The following is a 14,501-nucleotide window of genomic DNA, read 5'->3' on the forward strand; positions in this document are numbered from 1 at the left end:
TCCGCTGTAGGGTTGTCCGGAAATCGGCGGATGGACAGGTGGGTCAGGTGGAGGTCGAGCAGACAGCGCTGCCGGGCATCGGATTGCGGCACGATTTCACCACCCGCGCCGGTCAGCGCGTGGGCGTGGTGTCCCACCGCACCGGGCGCCGGGACCTGGTGATCTACGACAAGGACGACCCCGACCGCGCCTGCCAGACGGTCAAGCTGAACGACGAGGAGGCCGACGCCCTCGCCGAGCTCCTCGGCGCCCCGCGCATCGTGCAGCGGCTCAACCAGCTGCATCAGCAGGTCGAGGGCCTGGTCAGCGTGCAGTTGCCGATCCCGGCCGGCTCCCCCTACGTGGACCGCCCCATGGGCGAGGCCCGGGTGCGCACCCGTACCAGCGCCTCCGTCGTCGCCGTCGTCCGCTCCGGGCAGGTGTACGCCAGCCCCGGCCCCGACTTCGTCTTCCGCGAAGGGGACGTCGTGGTCGTGGTGGGCAGCGAGGACAGCACCTCCGGGGTCGCCGGCATCCTGGCGGAAGGGTAGGACCGCGGGTGCACGAAACCGCGGTTCTCTTTCTCGAATTCGGTGCTGTTCTCCTCGGTCTCGGCGTGCTGGGCGCGCTGGCGTTGCGCGTCGGCATCTCCCCCATCCCGCTCTACCTGATCGCCGGCCTGGCGTTCGGGACCGGCGGGGTGCTGCCGCTGGCGACCAGCGAGGAGTTCATCTCCGTCGGCGCGGAGCTGGGCGTGGTGTTGCTGCTGCTGACGCTCGGCCTGGAGTACAACGCCGACGAGCTGGTGACGAGCCTGACCGGCAACGCCCGCGCGGGCCTCGTGGACATGGTGCTCAACGCCGCGCCCGGCGCGATCTGCGCGCTGCTGCTGGGCTGGGGGCCGGTCGCGGCCGTGGCCATGGCGGGCGTCACCTACGCCACCTCCTCCGGCATCACCGCCAAAGTGCTCTCCGACCTGGGGTGGATCGGCAACAGGGAGACGCCGACGGTGCTGTCGCTGCTGGTGTTCGAGGACCTGACGATGGCGATCTACCTGCCGGTCCTGACCACCATGCTGGCCGGGCTGAGCCTGGTGAGCGGGGCGATCTCGGTCGGCGTCGCGCTGGCCACTGTCAGCGTGGTGCTGGTCGTGGCACTGCGGTTCGGGCGCTTCATCGAGGCGTTCGTCTCCAGCCCAAACTCCGAGGTGCTGCTGCTCAAGGTGGTCGGGCTCGCGCTGCTGGTCGCCGGGCTGGCGCAGCAGCTGCAGGTGTCGGCGGCGGTGGGCGCGTTCCTGGTCGGGATCGCGCTGTCCGGCCAGCTCGCCGAGGACGCGCAGGCGCTGCTGGCGCCGCTGCGTGACCTGTTCGCGGCGGTGTTCTTCGTGTTCTTCGGCTTCCAGACCGATCCGGCGAAGATCCTGCCGGTGGCCGGCCTGGCCGCGCTGCTGGCGCTGGCGAGCATGGTGACCAAGCTCCTGACGGGCGTGTACGCGGCCAGGCGGGCCGGCATCGGCAAGGCCGGGCAGGCGCGGGCGGGCATCGCGCTGATCCCGCGCGGCGAGTTCAACATCGTGATCGCCGGGCTGGCGGTGGGCGCCGGCGCGCATCCCGACCTGGGGGCGCTGGCGGCGGCGTACGTCCTGATCCTGGCGGCGTTCGGCCCCCTCGCGGCCAAGCTCGTGCAACCTGTGATCACTGCCATCGCCAAGCGGGCCTGATCCGCTAGTTTGTTCGCATGGCCAACCGGAGACCCGCACACCCCATCGACAAGACGATCGGCGCCGCGGAGTGGGACACCCTGGAGCTCTCGGGCGCGAGCTACCGCCGGGTCCTGTTCCAGGACGTGGACATGACGGAGCTGGTCGACCACGGCTCGACGTTCGAGGAGTGCACGTTCGGCAACGTGCGCTTCAACGTCTCCGAGCACACCGACGCGCAGTTCCTCAACTGCTCGTTCATCCGGTGCTCGTTCTTCGACGCGACGTTCAAGGGCTGCAAGCTGACCGGGAGCGTGTTCGACTCGTGCACGTACGGGCTGCTGAAGGTCGAGGGCGGCGACTGGTCGTACGTCGCGCTGCCCGGCGCGGACCTGCGCGGCAGCTCCATCGACGGCGCCCGGCTACGCGAGGCCGACCTGAGCGGGGCCCGGCTGGAGGGCGCGGAGCTGCGGCGGGCGGACCTGTCGGGGGCGTGGCTGCGCGGCGCCGACCTCACCAAGTGCGACCTGCGCGGCAGCGATCTGAGCACGCTGGACCCGCACGAGGTCACGCTGAAGAACGCGATCATCGACCCGTTCCAGGCGACGGTCGTCGCCGCCGCTCTCGGCCTGGTCGTCCGCGAATGACTTGAGGGTGACGGAGTGGACGAACTGCTGGCTCTTCAACGGAGTGACACATCGCATGGCGTCTTAAGTGATCTAGGTAGCGGTTCACCGGACCTTCCCGTACTGTTGGCCAAATCTCAAACGATCTTCAAATCTGGGAGGTTCAGTATGATGAGAGCAGGCTTCAAGGCGTGGGCCGTGGCCTCGGGTGCCGCACTTCTGCTGGTTACTGGAGCAGGCAGCGCAAATGCGCAGACCACACAGACGGCGAACTGCTTCACGAAGGTGGACGGGGGCAGGACGATAACGGGAAACCCCTGGGTCAAGGTGAAGAACACCTGCGCCTGGGGCTACAACGTCAAGGCCTTCTGGAAGTACGGGCCCGACAGCACCTGCAAGCTGCTTTCGGAGGGGCAGACGAGGAGGTACGAGTCCACCCCTACCGCTGTTTATCAGAGCACGGAAATCTGCTGAAGTCGCGACGCGGGTAACGATGTGACGCTGCGGCTTCCACCAGAAGCATGTCGAGTGGGTGCCCGACCGACGAAGCTCAACCAGATCCCGGCGGAGGTTCTGCGCGACCGGTATAAGCCGGTATAAGCAGGTGCCACACTGCAAGTGAACATGAAATAGGTGAGGCGCTGAGAGCGATTCTCAGCGCCTCACCTCGCGAGCGACACGCCGAGCTGGAAGATCCCGCCCGAACCTCAAAGCCCCTTTTCAGGAGCAAGTAGCTAGGCCGTCACGGCACGCAGGGCGCCGGGGTGGCGGCCGGTGAGGCGGTCGAGCGCGGCGGCGGTGGCGGCGTCGGCCGGCAGGTGGACGAGCAGCCGCTGCTCGCCGCCGGCCAGGTCGAGCGCCTCGCGGGCCAGCCGCAGCTCGCCGGCCTCCGGATGCGCAAGCCGCTCCACGGGGGCGGGCCGCGGCGGCGCCGACGGCACCGTGAACCGCTCCGTGAAGGCCTCGCCCGCCGCGAACGTCAGCTCGGCGACCAGCTCGTCGGCGTAGGCGTCGCCGCCGCTGGACTCCAGCCGCAGGGCGGCGGCGTGCTCGTCGGCGACCCGGTCCCAGTCGGGGTAGGCGATCCTGGCCCGCAGGTCGGTGAACACGTATGCGATCACGTTGGGCGACTCGCCGTCCAGCAGCCCGATGGGGCCGAAGACCCGCTCGTAGCCGGTGGTGTGGGCGAGCACCTCGCCCAGCCGGTTGAGCACGGCGGCGGGCGCGGGCTCCAGTCGGTCGAGCACCGCGCGCACGGTCGGCCGCACCGTGCGGGCCGGCGCCTGGTCCGCCCCCGGGCACAGCGCGATGCCACCACTGATGATCTTGGCCAGGTGGCGCAGGTGGATGCGCTCCTCGGGCGTCATCCGCAGGGCGTCGGCGAGGGCCACGAGCACCTGCGTGGACGGGTTGCGGTCGCGGCCCTGCTCCAGCCTGGTCAGGTATTCGACGCTCACCCCGGCCACAGTGGCGAGCTCGGACCTGCGCAATCCCGGCGTGCGCCGCCGCGGCCCGTCCGGCAGCCCCACGTCGGCGGGCTTGACGGCCTCGCGGCGGGCGCGCAGGAACGCGCCCAGCTCGTTGTCGCTCACGACCCCGAGTCTACGGGGGCTGCCGCGCCCCTATCGTGGCCCTGCCGGGGCCAGTCTCCGCCCGGCCTTCCTCCGCCTCACCGGCGGCGGCAGATTGGGACCCATAAGGACATGAAACTTGTGAGGAGATCAACGTGATGCGTTACCGGCTACTCGGCCGTACCGGACTGCGAGTGTCGGAGCTGTTCCTGGGCGCGATGACCTTCGGCGCGGCCTCGCCGGAGGTGCGGCGGATGCTCGACGTGTACGCCGACGCCGGCGGCAACGTCGTGGACACGGCCTCGATGTACGGCGAGAGCGAAAGCGTCGTCGGCGAGCTGCTCCAGGGCCGCCGCGATCGTTTCGTGCTGGCCACCAAATACACCGGCTCCCGTGATCGCGGCGACCTCAACGCGGCCGGCAACCACCGCAAGAACCTCGTGCTGTCATTGGAGCAGAGCCTGCGGCGGCTGCGGACCGACTACATCGACCTCTTCTGGGTGCACGTCTGGGACCGGCACACGCCGATCGAGGAGACGATGCGGGCGCTTGACGACGTGGTGCGCGCCGGGAAGGTGTTGTATCTCGGCATATCCGATGCTCCGGCGTGGCTGGTCAGCCGGGCCAACACCCTTGCCGAGTGGCGCGGATGGACGGAGTTCGCCGGGCTGCAGGTGCCGTACAGCCTGCTCAAGCGGGACGTGGAGCGGGAGCTGCTGCCGATGGCGCAGGCGTACGGGATGAGCGTGGCGGCGTGGGGGACGCTCGAGCGCGGCATCCTGTCCGGCCGGTACAACGCCCCGGGGGCGGCGGCCTCCCGGGTGTCGCCCGACTCCCTCACCGACCGGGACCGGGCGGCGGCGCGGACGGTGGTCGAGGTCGCCGGCGAGCTGGGCGTCACGGCGGCGCAGGTGGCGCTGGCGTGGGCGATGGGGCGCGGCGTGCACCCGATCGTCGGGGCCAGCAGCGCCGAACAGCTCAAGGACAACCTGGGGGCGGCCGGAATCGCGCTGCCCGAGGAGGCGGTGCGGCGGCTGGAGTCGGCGGTGCCCTTCGAACTGGGCTTCCCCCGGGACTTCGTCGAGGAGGTGGACCGCAGCGCGGGCATCTACGGCGACGCCGTGGGATTGCTCGACGGCCGCTGACCCCGGCTCCCTTCCGCCGGCTGGGACGCGCCGCGTGCGCGGTCCTGCCGAAACCGCTCAAGTCCCTTCGGGGTTGCGGCGCGCGGACCTGATCAGGACGAACGCGCCCAGCGCGACGAGCCCCGCCAAGCCGCCCCAGATCCAGCCGGGTACGCCCGCCGCCGCGGCCGCCTCCCCGGCCGCCGCCGAAGGCGTACCCGCTGCCTGGGATCCCTCGGCACCCGCGGCGGGCGAACCCTCAGGGGAAGCCGGCGAGGAAGGCGACGGGGACGGTGATCCTTTCACGCGGAAGGGGATCTCGCCCTCGATGGGATGGCCGTCGGAGGAGACGACGCGCCAGGCGATCACGTACGCGCCCGGGGCGAGCGGCCCGGTGACGTCGGCGCGCACGAACGGCCCGTCGAGCCGCGGCTTGCCGAGGCCGACCCGCTTGCCCGCCGCATCGCTCAGCACGACGAACGGGAACTTGACGCCGGCGCTGTATTCGAGCTCGATCTCCTCGACCGCGGCCGCGGAGACCTCCGCGTTCTTGGCGGGCGAGCTGCGTTTGAGCGCGTCGTGGGCGTATGCGGGCGAGGCGGGAAGGAGCAGGAGGGCCGCGCAGGCGGCCAGGGCCGGCGCCGTCGCCCGGAGTCGCGGAAAGAATGTCATCGGTCGGTCATACCTCTTCGCGGTTCGCACGTTACGCTCCGTGCCAAGGTCGGCCCGTGCCTGTCCGCCAGGCAGGAGCGAGAGGTGCAGGCTTTGGGCCTTCAAGCCCGGGTCGTCACCGGAACAACCCGGGCGCGGGCGGCCCTCGCCTGCTGACCGCGCGCGAGACGGTCTTTCCCGCGTACGCGGGGACGTCGGGAGTGACCGGCCGCCACGACGGCAGCGGGAAGCCGGCCGGGGCGGTGACGAGCAGCCGGATGAGCGGCGGCCTGGTGGCGTACAGGCGGATCAGCAGCCACAGGGCGCGCTCGCCCCGGAGCAGCCACCATGCCGTCAGCGCCGCCACCGTGAGGTGCGCCAGCGCCATGCCGGGCGCCGGGTGCGCATGCGCGGGATCAGGTCCCGCGGCGGGAGCGAGCCGTTCGAACAGCTGGTGCAGCACCGTCTGGGCGCCCACGGTCGCGGCGAGCACGGCCGCGGGGCCGCGCTCGCGCCCGGCGATCAGGTATGCCGTCGCGAGCACCGCCAGCAGGCCCGCCAGGTAGCCCTCGAACGGCACGAGGCCGCCGCCGGCCAGCGCGTGCCCGCCCGCCGACACCGCACCGCACGCTGTCGCGAAGACGACGGCTCGCGACAGTCGCAGGGCTGGCGACGCGGAGGACACAGCCGCCATCTTTCCACACACTTCTCGCCGTCCGGGGGGGTTCGCGAGGCGCGGGCCGGGGCAGCGGACCGTGATGGACACCGCCTCCGTCGCTGGTCCGGACCTGGAACGGCTGGTCCGGCAGGAGTTATCGGACGCGGGGTTCGCGGTCGAGCCGTCGATGATGGCGGTGGACGGCGGGCTCGGCGTCTGGCACGATCCCACTCGCGGTGTGATCGTCACATGGGGCACGTCGGCCGAGCGGCTGGTGAAGTATGAGACGGTCCGTACGGCGGTCCGGCTCGCGCTGCTCACGGTACTGGCCCAGGCCGGCCATCAGGTCACGGACGGCTTCGACGGGCTGGAGCTGATCATCACGTCCTGACGCCGCCACGCAACGACCGGCCCACCTCGTGCAGGTGGCGCATGGCCTGCGCCCACGACTCGACCAGGCCGCACTGGACGTAGTCGACGTCGATCGACTCGCAGTACTCGCGGACGATCGGTTGCGCCTTGCGCAGGTTCGCCGAGGGCATGCTGGGGAACAGGTGGTGCTCGATCTGGTAGTTCAGGCCGCCGAGCGCGGTGTTGATCAGCCGCCCGCCGCGCACGTTCCTGGAGGTCAGGACCTGGCGGCGGAGGAAGTCCAGCTCGTCTTCGGCGGTGAGGACCGGCATGCCCTTGTGGTTGGGCGCGAACGTGCAGCCGAGGTAGATGCCGTAGCAGGCCTGGTGCACGGCGAGAAAGAGCAGCGCCTTGCCGGGCGGCAGGACCAGGAACACCGCGCCGGCGTACGTCAGGACGTGCGCGACCAGCAGGAGCCCTTCGGCCTTGCGTCCCTTGAGCGACTTTCGCCGCAGCGCCCGGAAGCTCGCCACCTTCAGGTTCAGCCCCTCCAGAGTGAGCAGGGGGAAGAACAGGAACGCCTGCCAGCGCCCGATGAGGCGCGGGAACCCGCGGGCGGTCTCGGCCTGGTTCACCGACCAGAGCAGCGCGTCGGGCGAGACGTCGGGGTCGTGGTCCTCATGGTTGGGGTTGGCGTGGTGGCGCGTGTGCTTGTCCATCCACCAGCCGTAGCTGAGCCCGACGGCCAGGTTGCCCACCAGCAGGCCGGCGATCCGCGACGTGCGCCGCGACCGGCTGATCTGCCCGTGCGCCAGGTCGTGGGCCAGCAGCGTCACCTGAGCGAAGGCCACGGCGAGCAGCACCGCCACGAGCACCTGCCACCAGGAGTCCCCGACTGCGGCGAACAGCGCCCAGCTTCCGGCGAACAGGCCCGCCACGAGGCCGATCCTGGCCGTGTAGTAGCCTGGCCGCTTGTCCAGCAGTCCCGCCTGGGCGATGCGGCGCGACAGCTTGGCGAAGTCGCTGCCCCGCTCTCCCGTTGCCGAGGCACGGGGGGTTTCCACCACAGTCACAATGTCTCCGATGCTGGTGAGTCGAACGCGAATACTCATCAGCATCGCTGTGGCGGAGTCTATGCGAACTCCCGCGGTCACCCATCATTGTGGTAGGGCTGGCCCTACCCCGAAGGGCGCCCCCGCCGCCTGGGCATCGGGCCGGCCACCGCACTCAGCGTGGCACTGGACGACCGCACCTCGCCGGGGAATGGCGGGCGGCGGGGGCGCCGGCTCAGGCGAGCGCCGGCGCGGCCGCCTCGCCGTAGACGTGCAGGTCCGGGCGGAAGGCGGCCAGATAGGCGGTCCGGTCGCGGAAGGTCGCGGCCAGGGCGTCGCCGTAGTCGATGAGCTGGCGGTGGGCCTCCCTGCGCGGCTCGTAGCGGGCCTGGAGCAGCAGGTCGAGCAGCTCGCCGTCGCCTCCGGCCGCGCAGATGACGTCGGCCAGGATCTCCGCGTCGCGCAACGTGTAGCTCATGCCCATGCCGGTCATCGGGTGGCAGGCGAACGCGGCCGAGCCGAGCAGGGCGGCGTTGCCCTTGTGGTAGGCGGACACGCGCAGCGAGGAGACCTTGATCCGCTGCCAGGTGGCGGGCTGGAGGGCGTTGAAGGCGTCCGAGCTCTCGGTGACGAACTTCTTGAGCTCGTCGATCAGCGCGGGGATGCCGTCCTCGAAGATCTCCTTGTCGTCCTCGGGGGGCAGGCCGACGAACACCCTGGCCTGGTCCCTGCTGATCGGGTAGAGGTAGGCGAGCCAGCCCTCGGAGCTGAAGTACAGCCGGTTGAGCTGCGCGACGCTGACGCTCAGCGGCACGGTGGCCACCCGCATCAGCAGCCGCTCGTACGGCATCGTCTGCTGGTCGATCCCGAGCGCCTGGCGCACGGCGGACTTGGTGCCGTCCGCGCCGATGACGACGTCGGCCCGCAGCCGGCGCCCGTCGGTGAGCGTCAGCTCCTCCACCCGGCCGTCGCCGACCTCGATGTCGTCGATTCCGGCGTCGAACCAGAACTCCACGCCCTGCATGGCGCAGCTGGCGTAGATCAGCTCGACCAGCTCCCGGTAGGGGCGGATGAGGAAGCCGCCGTCGGGGAAGCGGCAGTCCTTGATCGGTTCGCCGTCGTGGTAGTAGCGGACGAGGTCGCGTCTGAGGCCATGGCGTCCGGCGAGGTCCGCCAGCCCGTGCCGGGCCAGCACGCGCAGGCCCGGGGGCTTGAGGAAGTCGGCGCCCGCGCTGGGGACGGAGGGTCCCTGTTCGATGACGACGACGTGCCGGCCGCGGCGGCCCAGGAGCAAGGCGAGGAAGCAGCCGCCCAGCCCGGCGCCGACGATGGCTACGTCGCACGATGTGGTTGCCATGACGAGAGCCTTTCGGTGGTTGATCTAGTGCGTGTGCCCGCGGGTCCCGGCGAGCGGGCCGGAGTCGGCCGTCCGCGGCCGCGGGACGGGGTCCATGGGGGGCGTGCGGGTCTCGACAGGCAGCAACGCGTCGGCCTCCGCCGCGACCGTGGCCAGGGTCATCCGCAGCTCCAGCAGCATCCGGCGCGGCACCTTGATCATGACGTCGCCGGGGTCGGGCCGCAGCCTGGTGATCTTGGTGAGGGCGAGCGCGCCGATCAGCACCGAGATGGCCACGCACATCGCCAGCGCGCCGGCCAGGCCGGAGAAGGGGCCGGTCATGAACGGGTGGTCGATGACGACCGACACGACCGCGACGCCGACGGCCCCGCCGACCATGCGCGCCATGGTGGCCGCGCCGACGGCGGAGGCGTACTGGTGGGGGCGGGCGGCCAGGGTGGTGGCCACGGAGGTGCCCGGCGCCAGCGCGCCGACCCCGATCCCGACCACGACGCTGGCGACCAGGCCCCACACGGTGGGTCCGGCCTGGGTGAGCACGAGCACGCACGCGCCGCCGCAGAGCAGGGATCCCGCGTAGATCAGGCCGTACGCGCCGATCCGCTTGACGATCTTCCCGGCGAGGAAGCTGGTCACGACGACGGCCACCGAGGTGGGCGTCAGCCACATGGCCACCTCCAGCATGGGGTAGCCCAGGTGGAGCAGGTAGAGCGGCTGCACGGTCAGCAGCCCGTACGACAGCGCGCCGAAGCCCCAGGTGGCCAGCCAGCCCCAGACGAACTTGGGCCGCCGCCACAGCGCCAGGTCGATGGCGGGCAGACGGTGGTGCCTGGCCTGGGCGAGCGCGCCGCCCAGCAGGAGCAGCGCGGCCAGCGCCAGCCAGACCACGTCCATGCCCCAGGCCATGGCCTTGGAGATGGCCAGCACGATGACCGCGATGCCGGCGGCGAGCAGCCACGCGCCGAGCACGTCGGGCAGTCCCCTGGCGCCGGCGCGTTTACCCGGCGGAAGGCCGACGCAGGCGATCAGGAGGGCGACGCCGATCACGACGTCGGGGACGAACAGGGCCCGCCAGCCGACGGTGGCGGCCAGCCAGCCGCCGCCCGCCTGCATGAGCAGGCAGCCGAGCCCGGAGGCGGAGCTCCACAGTGCGATCGCGCCGCGCCGCTGCGATTCCGGCAGCTCGCCGAGCAGCAGCCCGAGGCTGGCCGGGATCATCGCGGCGGCTCCGGCGCCCTGGACGGCCCGCGCGGCCAGCACGTACGACCAGGAGTCCACGGTGACGGTGGCGATCCCGCCGAGCACGAACACCACCAGTCCGACGGCCAGCACCCGGCGGCGGCCGAACAGGTCGGCCCAGCGGCCGGCGGTGGCCAGCAGCGCCGCGATCGGGATGAACGCCGCGCTGGTCAGCCAGACGAGGTCGGGGAGCGGCATGCCGGCGCCCGCCGGGGTGTACCGCAGCACGCCGACGGCCAGGGTGGTGGCCGTGGTGTCGGCCATCACCGTCAACATGACACCCGCGCCGACCAGCCGCAGCATCACGCCGTGGCGGCGGCCGACAGCGGCCGTGCTCGTCCCCCGTGCTGGTGACGAACGCACGTGGTCACCTCCAAGCTATGAGTGGTCTCCGCCGGCCTGCACACTCCGGCGGTGCGGCCGGGGAGCGGATGAACGTGGGTCAGGCGCCGTAACGGCCGGGCGAGAGCAGGCCGTCCGGGTCGAGCGCGGTCTTCATGCGGTGCAGCATGCCGAGGCCGGCGGTGCTGGTCTCGGACCAGACGTCGGCGGCGGCGTGGTCGATGTCGGAGCGGTAGATGGCGCAGCCGTGCCCGCGCAGCACGCAGTTTCCGTCGTTGCGGAGCTGGTGCGCGCGGTAGGGAGCCTCGGGCGCGCCGCGCTCGAAGAAGATCTGGATGACGCCGTTGGCCATGTGCTTGCTGACGAGGTTCCACTCGACCATGAGGGCGGTGGTGTGCGCGTCCACGGCCGTCTGCAGGGCGGCCACGATCTTCTCGGTCTTTCGCGCGCTGGTCGGCATCAGCGGCATCAGCGCCAGGAAACCGACCTCGCCTTCGTCGATCTGGTCGCAGGAGGCCACCTGGAGCGCGTTGCGCACGCCGAGGCAGGTGGGAATGCCCTGGGCCATGAGCGCCCTGGGATACAGCGGGTCGTCGGGGCGTACCTCGGCGGCGTCGACGACGCGTACCGCTTCGGCGCCCTCGACCTCGACCAGCGCCTTGCGCAGCAGTTCCGCGGCGAGCTCCACGGCGGCGTCGCTGCCGAGCAGCGGGCCCAGGATGGTGAACAGGTCCGGGTCGACGCCGGTGGGCAGCAGCCAGTCGCCGTGGCTCGGAGTGAGCGCCAGCTCGCGCACGCGCAGCAGCCCGTCGGCGGGGTTGCCGCGGCGCAGGAACCCGGCGATCGCGTCGAGCGCGACGCCGGCCTGCTCGCGCGGCAGGCGGCCGTGGACGAGGCCGATGGTCTGCGGGCGCGGCACCAGCGCGACCGCCATGGCGGTGACGATGCCCAGGTTGTGCTGGACGAACGCGGCCGTCAGGTCGGGCCCGGCGACCCGGCCGTGGTAGTGGCCGGACGGGTCGAGCCCGCCGGTGGTGACCACGCTGCCGTCGGCCAGCACGGCCTCCAGCCCGGCCACGTCGTGGACGCGGGAGCGGACGCAGCCGTCGCCGCGGTCCAGGGCGTTGCCGACGACGGAGGTGTCGGCGCAGGAGCAGGTGACGTTCAGCATCCACGGGGTGTCGCGCAGCGCCGCGGCGAGCTGGGCCTGGGTCACGCCCGGCTCGATGACCGCGAATCCGGTCTCCAGGTCAAGTCTGCGGATGCGGTTCATGCCGCTGAGGTCGACGACGACGTTGTCGTCGGTGACCGGCATGGCCGAGCCCATCCCCCAGTTCCTGCCGGTGCTGATCGGGTAAAGGCGGTGTCCTGCCGTCATGGCGTGCCGGACGAGGGCGCGTACCTCGTCGAGGGTGCGTGGCTTCTCGGTTCCCGCAATGGAGCGCGGCTGGTGACCTCCGACGTCACCCGGCATCAGCTCCACTCGCGATAATCCCTGCATGGCTCTCCTCAAGGCTCAGGCGGTGTGCTGGAGCAGGTGGTCGATGGAGCCGATGGCCTGAGCGGACATCTCTCTGATGCCGAGCAGGCGCTGCTCGACATACACGTCGTCGGCCGCGGGGACGGTCTCGGGAAGCGCGGGGACGGTCTCGGGAAGCGCGGGGACGGTCTCGGGAAGGTCGAGCGTGCCGCGCGGCGGGGACTGCACGGGAACCTCGTGCAGGCCGTAGGGGTGACGGCGGGGGCGGACGGTGTCGGTGTCGTCGTGCCTGGCGCGGCCGGGCAGGTGCGGGGGGGTTCGCATGACGGGAGCTCTCCTACCGGATCTGTATGGGTTTTCCGGGCGACCGCTCGCCGTTGAGCGGCATCGTGGTCAGCGCGCGCCCTCCTCGTGGCCGGGGTGTCCGGCCCGCGGAATGACGGCCGTGGGGGTGACCCGCGGCGCGCCGTGATTGATGACGCTCGCGGCGATCCGGCGTTCCGCCAGACCCATGTGGGGGCGGCCGCCGCCGGTGAAGCTCGGCCGGGGGGCGGCCAAGCCACGGATCATGGAGCTGGCGTGCACCCATCGTCGTGATTCGGCCAGCACATCGCGTTGTGCGCGGCGCAGGTCGCGGTGCCGCGCGTACTGCTCACAGACGGCCCGGGCGAGCACCCGCGCCATGACCAGGTGCTCCTGGCAGGCCGCCGCCACCTTCGACTCCAGCCCGGCGACCTGGGCCAGGAGGAGCTGCAGGTGCGGCAGGCCCGAACTGCGCTCGAACCCGTCGAGCTCGGCCAGCCGCTCGGGCCAGCGCAGCCGCCGCTCGATCGCGGCGCACGTGGCGGCCACGACCTGCGCGGCGGGCCGGCCGTGGCGGCTCTGCCCGTCGAGCTGCCCGTCGAGCTGCCCGTCGAGCTGCCCGTCGAGCTGCCCGTCGAGCTGCCCGTCGAGCTGCACAGCCCGCTGGGCGGTCTGCTCGAAGTCGGACAGCCGGCGCAGGCCGCTCTGCAGCAGCCGGATGCGGTTGTGCAGGCAGGCGGCGCTCCAGCCGAGGACCAGCAGCCGGTCCTTGTCGGCCTCGCAGTGCCAGCCGACCAGGGCCACCTCGCGGGCCATGCGGTGGTAGAGGACCCAGGACTCCGGCTCGGCGGGCGGCGCGGGGGTGTCGATCCACACCTGCAGGCCGCCGGGGGGCAGCTCGCCGACGCCGACGTCCACGCCCTCGGGCGCGACCCGGGCGCAGATGCGCTGGACGACGCGTTGCTGTGCGGCGGTCTCCGGTGCCACGGGCACCGGGGCCTGCCAGACGGGCGGCACTCGCTCTGGGGCCACCTTCGCCCTTGGCTCGATGCTCATCTGAGGCCACCTCCTGACCCGTGGGCCGTGCTCGATCTACGTAAATTCACACTTAATAGTGCCGCCACGATCGTCGTAAGAGTGGGGTTTTCTGTCAACTGTCACTTAACAGATCCGGCATGGTTCCCTCGCCGCCGACCGGGCGAGCGCGTGAACCGGCGACTTCCCGCAGGTGAATCCCGCGTTACGCGGCGTACATGATCCGCAGTCCGCGCGGTTCCGCAAGCGTCCGCGATCGGACGAGGAGCAGCAGGTGCCGACGCCCGGAGCCGTGGTCGCGGCCCTGTCACCGGCCGCCGGACCGGCTCCGGGCGCCGGCGCGGCACAGGCGGGAGCCGGTTACGGACTGCTACCGGAGAACTCCCGCCGGTCGGCGGCTTACCCGATCGATAGTGATTCGTCACCAGACGGCCGCGAGCCCGAAAAGGTCATTCGCCGTGGGCCTCCTGCAGCGCGGACAGGTGCTCCTGCAGCTTGGGCTCCGCGGCCTTGGCCAGGGCCACCACTTCAGGGTTCGTCCCGTCGGAGATCTCCGTCTTGGTGGCGGACAGGGCGGCCGTGTGCGCCTTGGTCATCGATGCGAGGAACTCCCGGTCGAAGTCCTTGCCCTTGGCATCCTCCAACCGGTCGATCTCGGCGCGCTGCTCGGTGGAGGGCGAGGTGGGCAGCTGGATGCCGAGTTTGGAGGCCGTCTGGGTGACCTGGGCGTCCAGCTTGGTGTGGTCCTGGACGAGCATCTTGCCGATCCTCTTGACCCGCTGCCCGGTGCCCTTGTCCTGCGCCAGCCGCCCCGCCTGGACTTCGGCGAGGTTGCCCTCATGAATGGCCTTCATCCAGGCCTTGTCCGGCTCCGACGGCTGGGTTTCGGTCTTCGGCACCACGGCCGCGGTGTTCACCGGGGCGTTGGCGCATCCTGCGAGCGCGGCGACGGCCAGCAACATGGTCAGGCGAGTACGCATGGGCTTTCCTCTGACATGAAGACACTGATCCACTACAGAGAGTAGCCATTACGGGGG

General features: G+C 71.4%; 16 protein-coding genes. 6 read left to right on the top strand and 10 right to left on the bottom strand.

From position 1 onward, the window contains the following. Positions 1–47: 47 nt before the first annotated feature. From ACTMTI_RS28125 to ACTMTI_RS28140, 4 genes are read left to right on the top strand one after another with little or no spacing between them, the layout of a single operon-like run. Positions 48–530, top strand: a complete 483-nt coding sequence (locus ACTMTI_RS28125; protein WP_441123546.1) for a cation:proton antiporter regulatory subunit — start codon at positions 48–50, stop codon at positions 528–530. Between the two features lie 8 nt (positions 531–538). Further along, positions 539–1,699 (top strand): cation:proton antiporter, encoded by a 1,161-nt coding sequence (locus ACTMTI_RS28130; protein WP_441123547.1) that lies wholly within the window; start codon positions 539–541, stop codon positions 1,697–1,699. 17 nt (positions 1,700–1,716) lie between these two features. Next, entirely contained in the window at positions 1,717–2,325 is a 609-nt protein-coding gene (locus ACTMTI_RS28135; protein ID WP_441123548.1) for a pentapeptide repeat-containing protein, read from the top strand. 15 nt (positions 2,326–2,340) lie between these two features. After that, the gene (locus ACTMTI_RS28140; protein ID WP_441123549.1) at positions 2,341–2,778 is read left to right on the top strand and encodes a hypothetical protein; all 438 of its coding nucleotides are present in this window, start codon (positions 2,341–2,343) and stop codon (positions 2,776–2,778) included. Between the two features lie 260 nt (positions 2,779–3,038). Here the strand turns inward: ACTMTI_RS28140 and ACTMTI_RS28145 are convergent, their stop codons facing one another. Continuing rightward, complete coding sequence (locus ACTMTI_RS28145; protein WP_441123550.1) at positions 3,039–3,896, bottom strand: helix-turn-helix domain-containing protein; 858 nt, start codon at positions 3,894–3,896, stop codon at positions 3,039–3,041. 137 nt (positions 3,897–4,033) lie between these two features. On the opposite strand from ACTMTI_RS28145, the gene ACTMTI_RS28150 reads away from it, so the two are divergent. After that, complete coding sequence (locus ACTMTI_RS28150) at positions 4,034–5,020, top strand: aldo/keto reductase (protein ID WP_441123751.1); 987 nt, start codon at positions 4,034–4,036, stop codon at positions 5,018–5,020. 57 nt (positions 5,021–5,077) lie between these two features. Here the strand turns inward: ACTMTI_RS28150 and ACTMTI_RS28155 are convergent, their stop codons facing one another. Beyond that, positions 5,078–5,671, bottom strand: a complete 594-nt coding sequence (locus ACTMTI_RS28155) for a copper resistance CopC family protein (protein WP_441123551.1) — start codon at positions 5,669–5,671, stop codon at positions 5,078–5,080. 115 nt (positions 5,672–5,786) lie between these two features. Beyond that, on the bottom strand, positions 5,787–6,335 hold the full coding sequence (locus ACTMTI_RS28160) for a hypothetical protein (RefSeq protein WP_441123552.1): 549 nt from the start codon (positions 6,333–6,335) through the stop codon (positions 5,787–5,789). Positions 6,336–6,405: 70 nt separating this feature from the next. Here ACTMTI_RS28160 and ACTMTI_RS28165 point away from each other — a divergent pair, with 70 nt between their 5' ends. Next, positions 6,406–6,699, top strand: a complete 294-nt coding sequence (locus ACTMTI_RS28165; RefSeq protein WP_441123553.1) for a hypothetical protein — start codon at positions 6,406–6,408, stop codon at positions 6,697–6,699. Here ACTMTI_RS28165 and ACTMTI_RS28170 read toward each other — a convergent pair. From ACTMTI_RS28170 to ACTMTI_RS28200, 7 genes are all read right to left on the bottom strand, one after another. Beyond that, a complete protein-coding gene (locus tag ACTMTI_RS28170; RefSeq protein ID WP_441123554.1) occupies positions 6,689–7,723 on the bottom strand; it encodes a fatty acid desaturase family protein in 1,035 nt (344 codons plus the stop codon). The genes ACTMTI_RS28165 and ACTMTI_RS28170 overlap by 11 nt on opposite strands. 223 nt (positions 7,724–7,946) lie before the next feature. Further along, complete coding sequence (locus ACTMTI_RS28175) at positions 7,947–9,068, bottom strand: FAD-dependent monooxygenase (protein ID WP_441123555.1); 1,122 nt, start codon at positions 9,066–9,068, stop codon at positions 7,947–7,949. Between the two features lie 24 nt (positions 9,069–9,092). Next, positions 9,093–10,667 carry an MFS transporter gene (locus tag ACTMTI_RS28180; RefSeq protein ID WP_441123556.1) on the bottom strand — a complete coding sequence of 525 codons (1,575 nt, stop codon included), beginning with the start codon at positions 10,665–10,667 and terminating at the stop codon, positions 9,093–9,095. 79 nt (positions 10,668–10,746) lie between these two features. Then, positions 10,747–12,147, bottom strand: coding sequence for an FAD-binding oxidoreductase (locus ACTMTI_RS28185; protein WP_441123557.1), 1,401 nt, complete (start codon positions 12,145–12,147; stop codon positions 10,747–10,749). Between the two features lie 15 nt (positions 12,148–12,162). Next, positions 12,163–12,450: a hypothetical protein gene (locus ACTMTI_RS28190; protein ID WP_441123558.1), complete on the bottom strand. Its 288-nt coding sequence runs from the start codon at positions 12,448–12,450 to the stop codon at positions 12,163–12,165. Positions 12,451–12,519: 69 nt separating this feature from the next. Further along, on the bottom strand, positions 12,520–13,485 hold the full coding sequence (locus ACTMTI_RS28195) for a hypothetical protein (protein ID WP_441123559.1): 966 nt from the start codon (positions 13,483–13,485) through the stop codon (positions 12,520–12,522). A 428-nt stretch (positions 13,486–13,913) separates the two neighbouring features. Further along, positions 13,914–14,444, bottom strand: coding sequence for a DUF4142 domain-containing protein (locus ACTMTI_RS28200; RefSeq protein ID WP_441123560.1), 531 nt, complete (start codon positions 14,442–14,444; stop codon positions 13,914–13,916). Positions 14,445–14,501: the final 57 nt, after the last annotated feature.

Origin of the sequence: Nonomuraea sp. H19 (genome assembly GCF_052068215.1) — a bacterium.
Taxonomy (GTDB): domain Bacteria; phylum Actinomycetota; class Actinomycetes; order Streptosporangiales; family Streptosporangiaceae; genus Nonomuraea.

Bases quoted from the DNA above. Each gene is read 5' to 3' on its own strand.
- ACTMTI_RS28135 (WP_441123548.1), top strand. From the start codon at position 1,717: ATGGCCAACCGGAGACCCGCACACCCCATCGACAAGACGATCGGCGCC.
- ACTMTI_RS28150 (WP_441123751.1), top strand. From the start codon at position 4,034: ATGCGTTACCGGCTACTCGGCCGTACCGGACTGCGAGTGTCGGAGCTG.
- ACTMTI_RS28155 (WP_441123551.1), bottom strand. From the start codon at position 5,671: ATGACATTCTTTCCGCGACTCCGGGCGACGGCGCCGGCCCTGGCCGCC.
- ACTMTI_RS28175 (WP_441123555.1), bottom strand. From the start codon at position 9,068: ATGGCAACCACATCGTGCGACGTAGCCATCGTCGGCGCCGGGCTGGGC.
- ACTMTI_RS28185 (WP_441123557.1), bottom strand. From the start codon at position 12,147: ATGCAGGGATTATCGCGAGTGGAGCTGATGCCGGGTGACGTCGGAGGT.
- ACTMTI_RS28190 (WP_441123558.1), bottom strand. From the start codon at position 12,450: ATGCGAACCCCCCCGCACCTGCCCGGCCGCGCCAGGCACGACGACACC.
- ACTMTI_RS28195 (WP_441123559.1), bottom strand. From the start codon at position 13,485: ATGAGCATCGAGCCAAGGGCGAAGGTGGCCCCAGAGCGAGTGCCGCCC.
- ACTMTI_RS28200 (WP_441123560.1), bottom strand. From the start codon at position 14,444: ATGCGTACTCGCCTGACCATGTTGCTGGCCGTCGCCGCGCTCGCAGGA.